10 protein-coding genes are annotated in these 13,481 nt (G+C 71.6%); 7 read left to right on the top strand and 3 right to left on the bottom strand.

Annotation, left to right across the window (positions count from 1 at the left end; all coding sequences use genetic code 11):
• Positions 1-9 precede the first annotated feature (9 nt).
• On the bottom strand, positions 10-1,668 hold the full coding sequence (locus AB0O24_RS06625; protein WP_275798970.1) for a thiamine pyrophosphate-binding protein: 1,659 nt from the start codon (positions 1,666-1,668) through the stop codon (positions 10-12).
• 274 nt (positions 1,669-1,942) lie between these two features.
• Between AB0O24_RS06625 and AB0O24_RS06620 the strand changes: the two genes are divergently transcribed.
• The 7 genes from AB0O24_RS06620 (at position 1,943) to AB0O24_RS06590 (ending at position 10,774) form a co-directional block, all read left to right on the top strand.
• On the top strand, positions 1,943-2,653 hold the full coding sequence (locus AB0O24_RS06620) for a hypothetical protein (RefSeq protein WP_275798967.1): 711 nt from the start codon (positions 1,943-1,945) through the stop codon (positions 2,651-2,653).
• Entirely contained in the window at positions 2,650-3,168 is a 519-nt protein-coding gene (locus tag AB0O24_RS06615; protein WP_363373503.1) for a sigma-70 family RNA polymerase sigma factor, read from the top strand. Before AB0O24_RS06620 ends, AB0O24_RS06615 begins: the two co-directional genes overlap by 4 nt.
• Positions 3,169-3,494: 326 nt before the next feature.
• Positions 3,495-4,970, top strand: coding sequence for an aldehyde dehydrogenase family protein (locus tag AB0O24_RS06610; RefSeq protein WP_363373501.1), 1,476 nt, complete (start codon positions 3,495-3,497; stop codon positions 4,968-4,970).
• 421 nt (positions 4,971-5,391) lie between these two features.
• Positions 5,392-7,041, top strand: coding sequence for an amidohydrolase (locus AB0O24_RS06605; protein ID WP_363373500.1), 1,650 nt, complete (start codon positions 5,392-5,394; stop codon positions 7,039-7,041).
• Between the two features lie 107 nt (positions 7,042-7,148).
• Entirely contained in the window at positions 7,149-8,150 is a 1,002-nt protein-coding gene (locus AB0O24_RS06600; protein WP_307382436.1) for a sugar ABC transporter substrate-binding protein, read from the top strand.
• Positions 8,151-8,216: 66 nt separating this feature from the next.
• Entirely contained in the window at positions 8,217-9,743 is a 1,527-nt protein-coding gene (locus tag AB0O24_RS06595; RefSeq protein WP_275796938.1) for a sugar ABC transporter ATP-binding protein, read from the top strand.
• Positions 9,740-10,774 carry an ABC transporter permease gene (locus tag AB0O24_RS06590; RefSeq protein WP_307382432.1) on the top strand — a complete coding sequence of 345 codons (1,035 nt, stop codon included), beginning with the start codon at positions 9,740-9,742 and terminating at the stop codon, positions 10,772-10,774. Before AB0O24_RS06595 ends, AB0O24_RS06590 begins: the two co-directional genes overlap by 4 nt.
• A 235-nt stretch (positions 10,775-11,009) precedes the next feature.
• On the opposite strand, the gene AB0O24_RS06585 is transcribed toward AB0O24_RS06590, so the two are convergent.
• Positions 11,010-11,828 carry a molybdenum cofactor biosynthesis F family protein gene (locus AB0O24_RS06585; protein WP_363373497.1) on the bottom strand — a complete coding sequence of 273 codons (819 nt, stop codon included), beginning with the start codon at positions 11,826-11,828 and terminating at the stop codon, positions 11,010-11,012.
• A 119-nt stretch (positions 11,829-11,947) separates the two neighbouring features.
• Entirely contained in the window at positions 11,948-13,429 is a 1,482-nt protein-coding gene (locus tag AB0O24_RS06580; protein ID WP_363373495.1) for an APC family permease, read from the bottom strand.
• Between the last annotated feature and the right edge of the window lie 52 nt (positions 13,430-13,481).

The raw sequence follows: 13,481 nt of genomic DNA, 5'->3' as shown, positions 1-13,481 counted from the left end.
TCCCCGACACTACCGCGCCGCGATTTCCTCCCAGAACGGTGCCACGATCGCCGCGCTCACCCGCAGGTCGAGCACGAGGAAGCCCCGGTCTTCGGGTGAGCGGGAGACCCAGGATGCCAGGGCCTGCAGGTCATCGACCGTCTCGACGACCAGGCCCTCGGCGCCGAAGCCTCGCGCGACGGCGGCGAAGTCGACCTGGGGGATGAGCATCGGGTCGGGGTGCAGACCTTTGACACCGTAGTTGAGGACCTCGGCGCCGTACTGCGCGTCGTTCCACACGATCGCCATGCCTCGGCCACCGGCGACACGGACCGCGGTCTCGAGATCGGCGAGGGCCATGAGTCCGCCGCCGTCGCCGGTGCTCAGCACGATCGTGGAGTCGGGGCGGGCGATCGCGGCTCCTGGGACGCTCGGGAATCCCAGGCCGATCGACTGGTACGCCGTGCCGACCATGATCATGCGGTCGGGCGATTCGACCGGCCAGTACATGTTCGACCAGCCCATGAAGTGCCCGCCGTCGTGCACCACCACGCGGTCCGACGGCAGCAACTCGGCGAGGCGAGCGGCCGCCGTCCGTGGGTCGAGGCGGCGGTCGGGTCCGAGCCCCTGTCCCTCGGGTTGGCGTCGAGCCACGGCGAGGTCGAGGCCGTCGCCCCAGGTCGACGGCATGGCGCCGCGCGTGCGCAAGCGGTGGGCGATCTCGCGCGCGACGTCTCCGGCATCTGCTCGCACGTACCCGCCCACGTGAGGGTGGGTGGCGGCGGCCGCGAGGTCGACCTGGAACACGCGCGTTCCGGGGGCGAAGAGTTCGCCGAAGCGCATCGTGAACTGGTTCAGGCCCGCGCCGAAGACGACGGCCACGTCGGCCTCCCGTGCGAGCTCCATCGCCCCGGGGGCTCCGAAGCCGCCGGCGACACCGAGATCGCGCGTGGGGTCGGAGAACAGACCGCGGCCCAGGGCGCTGGTGGTGGTGAGGGCGCCGGTCAGGGCGGCGACGTCGTCGAGAGCGGCACCCGCCCCCGCGAGCCAGGCGCCGCGTCCCCCCAGAAGTACGGGACGCTCGGCCGTCGCGAGCGCGTCGACGATCTGGTCGATCACGCCGTCCGCATACGCGTCCAGCGGGGGGTGCTCCGGGGTGACCTGGGGCTCGGCGCCGGGGGCCGCGGCATCCGGAATCGGGCCCGCCTCGCGGGTCGCGACGTCGTACGGGATGCCGACCACGACCGGGAGGCGGTAGGTGAGGGCGTGCTCGATGGCGATCACGATCGTCGCGGCGGCGTCGCGGTGGCCGACCGTGTAAGTGCGAGCGCCGACAGCGGCGGCGAGGGCGATCTGGTCGACCCCCCACGGGCGCGGGCCCGAGGTGGGCTCGTCACCGACGATGAGGACGAGGGGACTGCGGGCCTGCACCGCCTCGGCCAACGCGGTGAGGGTGTTGGTGAACCCGGCGCCGTAGGTGGCGGTGGCCGCGGCGAGGCGTCCGCACGCGCGGTAGTGCGCGTCAGCGGCGACGACCCCGGCGGCCTCGTGCCGCACGGCGACGAAGCTCGAGCCGGTATCGCGGCCGAGCGCGTCGAGGAAGTAGGCGTTGCCGTTGCCCATGACGCCGAAGACGGTGTCGATGTGGCGGGCGAGGGTGTGCGCGACGTGCGCGGAGACGGTGGGCATGACGACGAGCCTTTCGAGACGACGGGATGAATGCCGTATGTGTCTCGCGGGGACTCCGCTACGTGCCCTTTTTTCGAGCAGCGACGCACGACCTCGTGCGCCTGACGGGATCGAGTATAGGGGCTTCCTCGCCGGCTGAGTTGCGCCGAATGCTCAAGGAAACGGCGTTCGAGCGAGCATTCGGCGCGAATCAGCGAAGAGACGGTGCGCGGGGTGTCACGTTCGGGAGCGGTCGCGACAGGTACGGGGTGAAGAGAATGAGAAAGGACACCCGATGAACACCGACCCCTTCGCGGCGCTGAGCGCCGCCGACCCCGCGCGCGACGTCGCACTGAGCCCCGACGAGGCGCGGCACCTGGTGCGCGCGGCGATCGAGCGTCCCCGGCGACGGCGTCGTCGCTGGGTCGTGCCGACGGCCGCGATCATCGCGGTGTTCGCGATCGGGGTGCCGGGGGTGGCCGCGGCATCCGGATACCTCGCCCGCACCGGCTGGTTCGGTTCGCCCAACCCCGGTTCCCCCGAAGGTACTCAGCCCGTCGGCACCGAGGCCGACGGCAGCGAGTGGATCGAGATCGACGCGCCCGATTACGTCGAGGTCGCGGTGGGGCTGTGGCCCGCTCAGGCGATCCTGCCGCCCGGCTCCGACACCATGCGCTTCGCGACCTCGATCGCCGAGCGGACGGCGACGCAGGGTGAGGGGCTTCGTCAGGTCACCGGCATCCGGTCCGAGTTCGAACAGTACGCGCGGTGCGCCTGGCGGGCGGAGTGGCTGGATGCCGACGCGCTCGGCGACACCGCTCGCGCACAGACCGCTGCGCAGACGTTGACGACGGCGGCGACCTGGCCCGCGACGGTGGCGACCGACGGCGGAGGGATCGTCGACGAAGAGAAGCTCGTCGCCCGTGCCGCGACGGCGGGTGACCGCGCGGGCGTCGAGGCCGCCGACGCCTGGTGCGGCGAAATGCTCGCGGGGCTCTCGTGGTGACCCCGGATGCTGAACGGCGGCGCTTCGAGGAAGCCGTCGCCCCGCTGATGCCCGACCTCCTGCGGTACTTCGTCCGCCGGGTCGAGCCGCGCGCCGACGCCGACGACTGCGTGTCGGAGACGGCGCTCGCGCTGTGGCGGCATCGCGCGCGGTTGCCCGTGGCATCCGAGGATCAGCGCATGTGGGCGTTCGGGATCGCCCGGAACGTGCTCGCGAATCACCGGCGCAAACGCGCGCGTCGCGCACGGATCGACGAGACCCTCGTGCGCGAGGAGCACGAGCCGGTGAGCGACGACGCGTTCGTCGCTCTGGAGGCCCTCGGCACACTCGCGCCGGCGGATCAGGAATTGCTCAGGCTCGTGCTCTGGGACGGCTTCGGAATCGCGGAAGCCGGAGCGCTCGCCGGGGTACGGCCGGCGGCGGCGCGCAAGAGGTACGAGCGGGCGCGCGGGCGGCTGCGAGCGGCGTTCCTCGCCCTCGAGCCGGGGAGCGAGCGCGAGACGACGCTGCGCTGACCCGCGCCGGCCGGAGTCGACCCGTGCGGGGACACCGGCCGGGTGGCGGCGTCGACCCGCCCCGGGCGGCGGCGTCGCCGTTGCGCTGGCCCACGCTCCCCCCGGCGTCGTGACCGCTCCGCTGACGTGCGCCGGGCGCTCGTAGAAGCGGGGGCGGGCCGTGCCGACGACGCCAGTCAGCGGGGAGAGGGAGAGGGAGGCGGGGGCAGAACCGGCACCGCCGGTCATGGGGCGCGCGCGGGCGGACAAGCGCCACGCGCACGCGCGGCGGAGGCTGACGGAACGGGCCCGCACGACGGCCCGGGACACGAACCGAAGGAGCCGAGATGTCCGACCCCACCCCCGCCCTGGCCGATCCCGCGGTCGAGGCATCCGCTGCCGACGCATCAACGAACGCCGACGATGCAGCCCTCCTCGCGCGCGTGCAGGCACCCGAGGGGCAGGGGAGGGAGATTCCGGATGCCGCCACGCGCGAGGTCATCGGACGAGCGCCCGTGCACACGGTCGCCGACGTCGATGCCGCCGTCGCCCGCGCCCGTGCGGCGCAGCCGGGGTGGGATTCCGTCGGGCACGAAGAACGCCGTCGTCTGCTGAGGGCCGCGGCCGATCGCATCGAGGCGAACGCCGAGGCGCTCGCGCGTCTGCTCTCGCGCGAGCAGGGCAAGCCTCTCGACGGACCCAACGCCCGGTTCGAGGTGGGCGCGTGCGCCGCGTGGCTGCGCACCGCCGCCGGCACCGAGCTGGAGCCGGAGGTGGTCGTCGACGACGGGGAGGTGTACGCCGAGCTGCACTACCGTGCCCTCGGCGTCGTCGCGGCCGTCGGCCCCTGGAACTGGCCCATGATGATCACCGTCTGGCAGATCGCCCCCGCGCTGCGCATGGGCAATACCGTCGTGGTCAAGCCGAGCGAGTACACGCCGCTGAGCGTGCTGGCCCTCGTCGACGTGATCAACGAGGTGCTGCCCGACGACGTGGTGATCGCCCTCTCGGGCGACCGTGATGCCGGCGCGCGCCTGGTCGCCCACCCCGACGTCGACAAGGTCATGTTCACCGGATCGACGGCCACCGGCCGCAGGATCATCGAGAGCTCCGCGGGCAACCTCGCTCGCCTGACCCTCGAGCTCGGCGGCAACGACGCCGGCATCGTGCTGCCCGACGTCGATCCCGCGGCCATCGCCGAGGGGCTGTTCTGGGGCGCCTTCATCAACACGGGGCAGACCTGTGCCGCGCTCAAGCGCCTGTATGTCCATGACGACGTGTACGACGCCGTGGTCGACGCCCTCGCCGGGTACGCCGCGCAGGTGCCGATGGGCCGCGGTCTCGACGAGGGGACGGTGCTGGGACCCCTGCAGAACAGGCAGCAGTTCGACATCGTCGATCGACTCGTCCAGGATGCCAAGGCCTCCGGAGGCCGCGTCGTGCTCGGCGGAGAGCCGGCCGGCGATCTCGGCGAACTGTTCTACCGCACGACGATCGTCGCCGACGTGACCGACGGCGTCGCGCTCGTCGACGAGGAGCAGTTCGGCCCGGCGCTTCCGGTCATCCGGTACTCCGACGTCGAGGATGCCATCGCGAGCGCGAACGGCCTCGATGTGGGTCTCGGCGCCTCGGTGTGGTCGAGCGATCGCGATGCCGCCCGGCGCGTGGCCGCGCGCCTGCAGGCCGGGACGGTCTGGATCAACTCGCACGGCGGTGTGCACCCGATGATCCCGTTCGGCGGGGTGAAGGGCTCGGGCTACGGCCTCGAGTTCGGCGTCGAGGGGCTCAAGGCCCTCGGCGTGCCTCAGGTCATCAACGGCTGAGCGGCGCGGGCTGTGCGTGCGCCGCCGCGGCGTCGGCGCTGCACAGCCGCCCGACCCGCCCCGGCCTCGACCCCGCATAAACGCGATCCGCTCATGGAAACACGTGCACAGCGTGTTTCTGCGAGCGGATCGCGTTTATGCCGGGGTGCAGCCGTGATCGCCGAGCGGTTCCGGCGCGGGTCGTGCGTCCGTCGTCAACGCGGCGGCATCCGTGGTCAAGTCGAGCGGCTCGGATGCGCGGAGGATGTCCTCAGCCGGTCCGGAACCACGGCTCGTTCCGCACCGCTGCTCCACCCCGCACGCCGTCGCTCCGTCGCTCCGCCGCTCCCCGGGACCCGCGCCCGGCGAAACCCGCTCCACCCTCCGTCGCTCCGCCGTACCGGGGTCGTCCACCGACCTCGCCGAATCCCCGGGAGACCCCATGACCGTCGCCGACCTCATCCTGCGGGGTGCCGTGGTGCACACCGCCGACCGCTCCCGCCCGACCGCGACGGCGCTCGCCGTGGCCGATGGGCGTCTGCTCGCCGTGGGCACGGACGACGAGGTGCTCGCCATCGCGGGGCCCGCGACCGAGATCCGCGACCTCGACGGCGCAACCGTCGTCCCGGGTCTCGTCGACGTGCACAACCACCACCTCATGGCCGGCGAGGCCGATCTCTTCCAGCTCGCCTTCCCTCCCACCGCGGGACTCGACGAGGTGCTCGCCGCCGTCCGCGCCTACGCCGCCGGACTGGGCCCCGACGAATGGGTCGTGGGCGAGGCGTTCGGCAGCGTTCTGCTCGACGACTTCTCTCGCTCCGAGACCCGCGCGCGCTTCGACGAGGCGGCTGGTGGACGCCCGGTCGTGCTGACCGACGACAGCCACCACAACCGCTTCGCGAACTCCGCGGCGCTGGCGGCAGCCGGCATCCGTTCCGATACTCCCGACCCCGCGCAGGGGCACATCGTGCGCGACGCCGAGACGGGGGAGCCGACCGGACTGCTCATGGAGTCCGCGACGCTCCCGGTGACCGAGGCGCTCGATCGCAGTCTCGCCCGCACCCCCGAGCGTTACCGCCGCGCGAGTGCCCGCGCGATCGAGATCCTGCACTCGTTCGGGATCACCGCGTTCCAGGATGCCGCCGCCACCGTCGAGATCATGGGAGCGCTGCGCGACCTCGACGACACCGGCGATCTGCACGCGTGGGTCGTTTCGTCGCTGCTGTCCAGCGAGTTCCTCTTCGCGAACACGCCCGTGGGCGACGAGCTCGTCGCGCGGCGCGAGGAGTTCCGCACCCCGCACCACCGCCCCGACTTCGTCAAGGTCGCGCTCGACGGCGTGCCGCCCACCCACACGGGCGCGTTCCTCACCCCCTACCTGCCGAGCGCCGATCACGGACACGCGCACTGCGGAGTCACCACGATGGCCCCCGACGAGCTGACCGCGTGGCTCACCCGCACGGCGGCGCAGGGGCTCGGGGCCAAGATCCACTGCACGGGAGACGCCGCCGTCCGCGTCGCGCTCGACGCGATCGCGGTGGTGCGCTCCACGGGTGACTCGAGCACGCGCTACCAGATCGCCCACGGCCAATTCATCCACCCCGACGACCGGCAGCGCTTCGTCGACCTCGACGTCTCGGCCGATATCTCGCCGTTCCTGTGGTTCCCCGGCGTGATCCCGGATGCCATCGCCCAGGTGCGTCCCCAACCCGAGGCCTCGCAGGTCCAGCCCAACCGCGACCTGGTCGACCGCGGCGTGCTCGTCGCGGGAGGTTCGGACTGGCCCGTCAGCGTCTCGCCCAACCCGTGGGAGGGCATCCAGGGGCTCGTGACCCGAGCCGACCCCCTCGGTCGAGCGCCCGGCACGCTGTGGCCGGAGCAGGCGCTGACCCTCGACGAGGCGTTCGAGGTGTTCACGATCAATGCCGCCACGGCGATGGGGCTGGGCGACGTCACCGGTTCGCTCACCCCCGGCAAGTCGGCCGACTTCGTCGTCCTCGATCAAGACCCGTTCGCCGTCGACATCGAGCAGGTGGTCCGCACCCGCGCGGTCGAGACCTGGTTCTCGGGTCGACGCGTGTGGACGCCCTGAGATCCGGCATCCGCGTTCCGGCACCCGCGCTCGTCCCCAGGCTTTCCCCCCTGCACCACCCGCACGACAGCACCCGTCACCCGCATCACCTCACCGCTAGGAGCATCATGAAGCGCAGTCTCCGCCTGACCGCGATGGCCTCGGTCGCCATCGTCGGCCTCGCCCTCTCGGCCTGCAGCACGACCGCCGCCGACGACGCCGGGAGCGCGGCCACCGCTCCCGCCGAGCGCGGCCCCGTCAAGAAGATCCTGTTCGACTACCCCTTCACCGCGCTGCCGGTCTACGGAGCCATCACCGGCATCGTGGAGGCCCGCGCAGCAGAGAAGGGGGTCGAGGTGAGCTTCACCAACGACGAGATGGACCTGCAGAAGCAGGTCAGCCAGCTCACGTCGAACCTCGGCAGCGACGTCGACGCCGTCGTCTCTTTCCCCGTCGACCCCGCCAGCCTCGAGTCGGTCGCGCAGCAGTACCGGGCCGCGGGCAAGTACTGGGTCACGTACGGCGGCGACATGACCAACCAAGACGCCACCCTGCAGTTCAGCTTCTACCAGTCGGGCTACGACCTGGGGAAGGACGCCGCGGAGTGGGCGCTGAAGAACGTGGGCCCGAACGCCGAGGTCATCGTTCTCAGCGAGACGGAGCGGCAGATCGGCCAGGAGCGCACGAAGGGTCTGCTCGACGGCCTCAAGGAAACCGGCCCCGACCTCCAAATCGTCGGTGAGCAGCAGGCGGTGACCCCCGACGACGGACTGTCCGTCACGACGACGCTCCTCGCGCAGCACCCGAACGCCAATGTCGTCGTCTCGGCGGTCGGCGACGCGGCGCAGGGGGCGTACCAGGCGCTCGTCGCCTCGGGTCGCGCCGAGAACGACCCGAAGACCTACGTCGGCGGCCTCGACCCCAACCTGTTCCTGCTGCAGAAGATGCGGGACGGGAACTTCTTCCGCGCCGCCACGTACTTCTCGCTGAAGGACCTCGTCGACAACGTCATCGACATCCCCATCGCCCTCGGCGAGGGGAAGACGGATGCCAGCGTCGACCTCCCCGTGAAGGTGGTCACGGTCTCCGACCCCGACCTGTCGAGCTACATCACCGAGCTCGGCGGCTGACGCCCGGTGGGGCGGGTCGACCCCGCCCCACCCCCTCCTTCGCCCTCGACGAGATCGGAACCAGTCATGTCTGTCACCGTGCGCGGTCTGACGAAGCGGTACGGGGCCACCCTCGCTCTCGACGACGTCACCCTCGACATCCCCGGCGGGCGCATCCACGCGCTCCTCGGCCACAACGGCGCCGGAAAATCCACGCTCATCGCCTGCCTCGGCGGCGGCGTCGCCCCGACCTCCGGCACCATCGAGATCGGGGGCGTCGCCCACGACTCCCTGACCCCGCGGACCTCGATCGCGGCGGGGGTGGCGGTGATCTACCAGCACCTGAGCCTGCTCGAGAACATGACGGTGGCCGAGAACCTCTTCATCGGTCAAGAGCTCACCGCCGCGGGGCTCATCCGCCGCGGTGCGCAGCGCCGTCTCGCCCGCGAGGCTCTCGACGCCGTCGGTGCCACCGGCATCGACCCCGACGTGAAGGTCGCGACCCTGCCCATCGGGCAGCGCCAGCTCGTCGAGATCGCGAAGGTCGTGCGTCGCGATGCGCGGCTCATCGTGTTCGACGAGCCGACCGCCGCTCTGTCACGGGCGGAAGCGGCGCGTCTGGGCGAGCTCGTCCGTGACCTCGCCGGCCGCGGGATCGCGATCCTCTACGTCACGCACCTGCTGGGCGAGGTGCTCGCCCTGGCGGATGCGGCGACCGTCATGCGCAACGGCCGCGCCGTGTGGTCCGCCGAAGGCGCGGCGATCAGCCGCGAGTCGCTGGTCGCGGCCATCAGCGACGGACACGGGGCCACGAACGACCGCCCCGCTCCTCCCCGCACGGGCGAGACCCCGGTGCTCGAGGTCCGGGGACTCACGGCTCCGGGCCTTCGTCCGGTCGATCTCGCGGTCGCGCCGGGCGAGATCGTCGCCTGCTACGGCCTCGTCGGATCGGGGCGCACGCGTTTTCTCAGCACGATCTTCGGGCGCATCCCGCGCTCGGGCGGCACGCTCGCCGTCGACGGCGTGCCCCGGGAGACCGGTTCACCCGCGCAGGGGCTGCGCGCCGGGATCGCCCTGGTGCCGGCGGACCGTGCGCGCGAGGGACTGTTCGCCGCCCTCCCCGCGCAGGACAACACCGTGATCGACGCGATGCGCCGGCTCGGGTCGTGGGGACTGCGCTCGCTGAAGGCGGAGCGCGCAGTGTTCGACCGTGTGGCCGACACGCTCGCTCTGCGTCCGCGCGCGGCCGACCTCCCGGCCGGTCGGTTCAGCGGCGGCAACCAACAGAAGATCCTGCTCGGGCGCTGGGTCAACGACGCGGCACGCACCCGGGTGATCCTGCTCGACGATCCGACGCAGGGCGTCGACGTCGGTGCCCGCAAAGACATCTACGACGCGATCAAGACGCTGGCCGCCGAGAAGGGCATCGGCGTGATCGTCGCCACGAACGAACCCGAAGAGGTCGTCGATCTCGCTCACCGCTGCCTCATCTTCGCGAAGGGTGCCGTCATCGACGAGGTCGACGTCGCCCACACCACGGCCGACGGTCTGCTCTCCGCCGTCCACACCGCCCCGGCCGCCCCCGCCGAACTCATCGAAGGAACCCGATCGTGACTGACTCGTCCGTGACGCCCCGACCCGTCACAGAGAACCGCTTCATCCGCGCCGCCGTCGAAGGCGTCGTGCGCACCCCGCTGCTCATCGTGCTGATCGTCCTGGTCATCGGCGTGCAGATCGCGACCGACTCCTTCTTCGGATGGCAGAACATCCGCGGCATCCTGCAGGACAGCGCCGTGATCGCGATCGTCGCCATCCCCGTCGCGATGCTGCTCATCGCCGGATACATCGACCTCTCCGTGGGCTCGAGTCTCGCTCTCGGCGGGGTCGTGGCATCCCTCGTCATGGACAAGGGAGCCGGACAACCGGCGGTCGCGATCGTGCTCGCGATCCTCGCCGGAGCGGTGGTCGGGCTCGTGAACGCCGTGATCGTCACGGTGTTGGGCCTGAACTCGTTCATCACCACTCTCGGCACGCTCACCGCGGTGCGCGGGGTGGCGCAGCTCATCAGTCCCACGCCGCGCAACAACTTCGGCGACCAGTTCGGCCTGCTCGGCGTCGGGACGGTCGCGGGTGTTCCCCTGTCGGTGTGGATCGCGGCGCTGCTGCTGATCGCCGCGGGGATCTTCCTCTCGCTCACTCCCACCGGCCGTCACGTGTACGCCGTCGGCGTCAACCGGCAGGCGGCATACCTGTCGGGCGTGCCGGTGCGCCGACTGCCGTTCGCGCTGTTCGTGCTGTCGGGGGCGATGTCGGGCTTTGCCGGCACGATCGTCGCGGCCCGCCTCAACAGCGCTCCGGCCGGGCAGCTGGGCGCCGGTTTCGAGCTCATCGTGCTCACGGCGGTGCTGCTCGGCGGTGTCGCGCTCACGGGAGGAGAGGGCACGATCTTCGGCGTCGTCGTCGGGGTGCTGTTCTACGGCGCGCTGAACAACTCGCTGGTCCTGCTGGGCGTCACGACGTTCTGGCAGGCGGTGGCCAGCGGCCTCGCGCTCGTCGCGGCGATCGGCCTCAGCGCTCTGACGCACGTGCTGCGGGTGCGGTTGGCGACGGCGCGCGCGCAGAGGTTGGTGGCGTTGGCCGCCTGAAGCCCGTTCCTCGCGAAGCCGCGCTCCCTCGGGGGCGCGGCTTTCGTGTGCTTCAGAGCCGGTGCTGTGGCGGGCGGAGGGTGGGGGGTGGAGGGAGGACCGAAGCGGCGCGGGTTGTCCTCCGCTCGCCCCTGGCCCTCTGCTCGTCGCGGGCGGTCCCCGGGCTCGTCACGAGCCCCCCGGCACGCGAAAGAGCCGCGCCCCCGGAGGGACGCGGCTCCCGGCGACTCCCGGCTCAGCGCTCCAGCGGACGCGCCGGGTCGTACTCGAGCGGGTGAACCGTGTTCGACAGCAGGCGTCCGTGCGCGCCGAAGGTGAAGTGCGTGGCACCCGAGCCCGACTCGTCGGTGCCGAACAGCACCCCGTGGGCGCGCAGGGCCTTCTGGTCGCGGTGGTCCGCGATCGTGACCGAGCCGCACGGGATGACCTTCTCGCGCCAGGTGAACACGTAGATGCCGGGCCGCACACGCCACACCGTGTTCTCGTCGGTGTCGGCAAGGCCCTGCTCGGGGCCGGCGAGGCAGTGCCACGAGTACCAGTGCGGCGAGAGGTACACGTGCTCGTACGCGTGCACGGTCGAGTACACCCACAGCACGCGGCGGCCGATCAGCTCGTCGGTGGGCGCCGGGGCCTCTCCCTGCTGGTCGAGCTCCTCGATGCGCGCGGGTGCGAAGCTCATCTGCACCGCGGTGCGCCCGGGGGCGGCGGTGCCGAGGGTGCTGACCACGGTCAGTGCGTATCCGCTGCGCAGGTCGAGGATCAGCGTCACGGCTTCGTCGGGGTGCGCCGAGGGGGTGTACTGCGCGTAATAGAGGTCCTCGTCCACCTCGATGACCTCGACGGTGTCGCGTCCGGTCTCGGTACCGTCGGTCCACTCCACGGCATCCGCGTCGAAGCGGTACGCCGTGCGCGCGCCCTCGTCGTCGACGGTGGTGAAGGTGCGCCCGGCGAGGGCGTCGGTCAGGTCGGCCTTGGCGGCGTCGAAGCCGGGAGCGAGCCCGTCGAGCGGCAGCCAGGTGCGCGTGTCGGACAGGTTCAGGGTGTCGGTCGTCATGCGATCTCTTTCTCTGGAGGGAGGGGAGGAAGGGGATGGATGCCACGGCCCCACGCCACGCGGCGCGTCGGCCGGGCGGGGCGTACGTGGAAGGACCCGCCGGGGTGCGGCATCCGGAATCAGAGTCCGGGGACCGGGTCTTTGCCCTTGTCGGCGGAGGCCACGTTGAAGGCCTCGAGGTCGTCGGAGAGTCCGGCGTAGACGGCGGGCTTGCGACGACGCAGGAACGCGGCGTACCCGATGCCGCCGATGACCGCGAGCACGAGCAGCAGAGGCATCAGGCGGATCGCGGGTTCGCTCGAGCCCGCGACGATGTCGAAGTTCGCCACGGCCAGCACCACGATCACCGACAGGGCGACGAAGCCGATACCCGGCGCGATCAGCGTGCTCCACCAGCGGCGGTCGCCGCGGCGGCGGAAGAACACCACGATCGACAGGGCCGCGAGCGCCTGCAGCACGATCACGGCGAGGGTTCCGAAGCCGAGCATCGCGGGCACGAGGTTGAGGATCGGGTCGAGACCGGCGAGGGCGAAGATCCCCGCGACGATCGCCGCGAAACCGGCCTGGACGATGCCCGCGAGCTGCGGGGCGCCCGACGAGCGGGTGCGGGCGAGGGCGAAGGGCAGCACTCGAGCGCGGCCGAGGGCGTAGAGGTAGCGGGTCGCCGAGTTGTGGAACGCGAGCATCGCGGCGAACAGGCTCACCAGGAGCAGGATCTCCATGACGACCGTCAGCTGCGGGCCCAGGTAGGTCGCCGCGAGGCTGAAGATGAGGTCGCCGGTCGCGAGGTGCTCCTGGGCGGTGCCCTGGGCCTGAGCGACGCCGGTCGCGCTGACGACGGCCCAGGTGGTGACGCCGAGGATCACGCCGATGGCGATGATCGCGGTGTAGGTCGCACGGGGGATGGTCTTGAGCGGGTTGCGCGCCTCTTCGCCGAAGAGCGCGGTCGCCTCGAACCCGAGGAAGCCGGTCGCCGCGAGCAGCAGGCCGATCGGGAGCGATCCCGAGAAGACGGCCTCGGGCGAGAAGGCGCCGAGATCGAAGCCGGTCTGGACGAGGACGGACACGTCGAACACCACGAGCATCAGCACCTCGAGCACGAGCGCGACCCCGAGCACCTTCGACGAGAAGTCGACGCCCGTCCGAGCCATGACGAAGCACACGATGATCGAGAGCAGCCCCCACACGTACCAGTGCAGGTCGAAGCCCGTGAGCCCCGCGATGATCGACTGCATGAAGAAGCCGCTCGTGCCGATCGTGCCGACGACGAAGAAGTTGTAGCCGAGCGTGGCGATCAGTCCCGCGATGAGGCCGCCGGTGCGCCCCAGGCCCTTGACGACGAAGGCGTAGAACCCGCCCGCGTTCACCAGCTGCTTCGACATCTGCCCGTAGCCGACGGCGAAGAGCAGCAGGATCGCCGCGATGATGAGGAACGACGCGGGCGTGCCGCCGCCGTTGCCGAGCGCGATCGCCAGCGACGCGACGACGACGATGCCGGTCAGCGGCGCGACGGCGGCGAGAACGAGGAAGACGATGCCGGCGACACCGAGCGCGCCGCGCTGCAAGGCGGTGGAGGAGCCGGCGGAAGTCGGGTCGGTCATGGCGAGTCCTTCGGTTCGGGTTCCGGGCGGGCGTCGGTGCCCGCTGCAGCGA

The organism is Microbacterium sp. NPDC086615 (assembly GCF_040686055.1).
Classification (GTDB): Bacteria; Actinomycetota; Actinomycetes; order Actinomycetales; family Microbacteriaceae; genus Microbacterium.
The sequence above is the reverse complement of the archived record's forward strand: the minus strand, read 5'-3'. Positions and strand labels throughout refer to the sequence as shown.

Bases quoted from the DNA above. Each gene is read 5' to 3' on its own strand.
- AB0O24_RS06625 (WP_275798970.1), bottom strand. From the start codon at position 1,668: ATGCCCACCGTCTCCGCGCACGTCGCGCACACCCTCGCCCGCCACATC.
- AB0O24_RS06620 (WP_275798967.1), top strand. From the start codon at position 1,943: ATGAACACCGACCCCTTCGCGGCGCTGAGCGCCGCCGACCCCGCGCGC.
- AB0O24_RS06610 (WP_363373501.1), top strand. From the start codon at position 3,495: ATGTCCGACCCCACCCCCGCCCTGGCCGATCCCGCGGTCGAGGCATCC.
- AB0O24_RS06605 (WP_363373500.1), top strand. From the start codon at position 5,392: ATGACCGTCGCCGACCTCATCCTGCGGGGTGCCGTGGTGCACACCGCC.
- AB0O24_RS06600 (WP_307382436.1), top strand. From the start codon at position 7,149: ATGAAGCGCAGTCTCCGCCTGACCGCGATGGCCTCGGTCGCCATCGTC.
- AB0O24_RS06595 (WP_275796938.1), top strand. From the start codon at position 8,217: ATGTCTGTCACCGTGCGCGGTCTGACGAAGCGGTACGGGGCCACCCTC.
- AB0O24_RS06585 (WP_363373497.1), bottom strand. From the start codon at position 11,828: ATGACGACCGACACCCTGAACCTGTCCGACACGCGCACCTGGCTGCCG.
- AB0O24_RS06580 (WP_363373495.1), bottom strand. From the start codon at position 13,429: ATGACCGACCCGACTTCCGCCGGCTCCTCCACCGCCTTGCAGCGCGGC.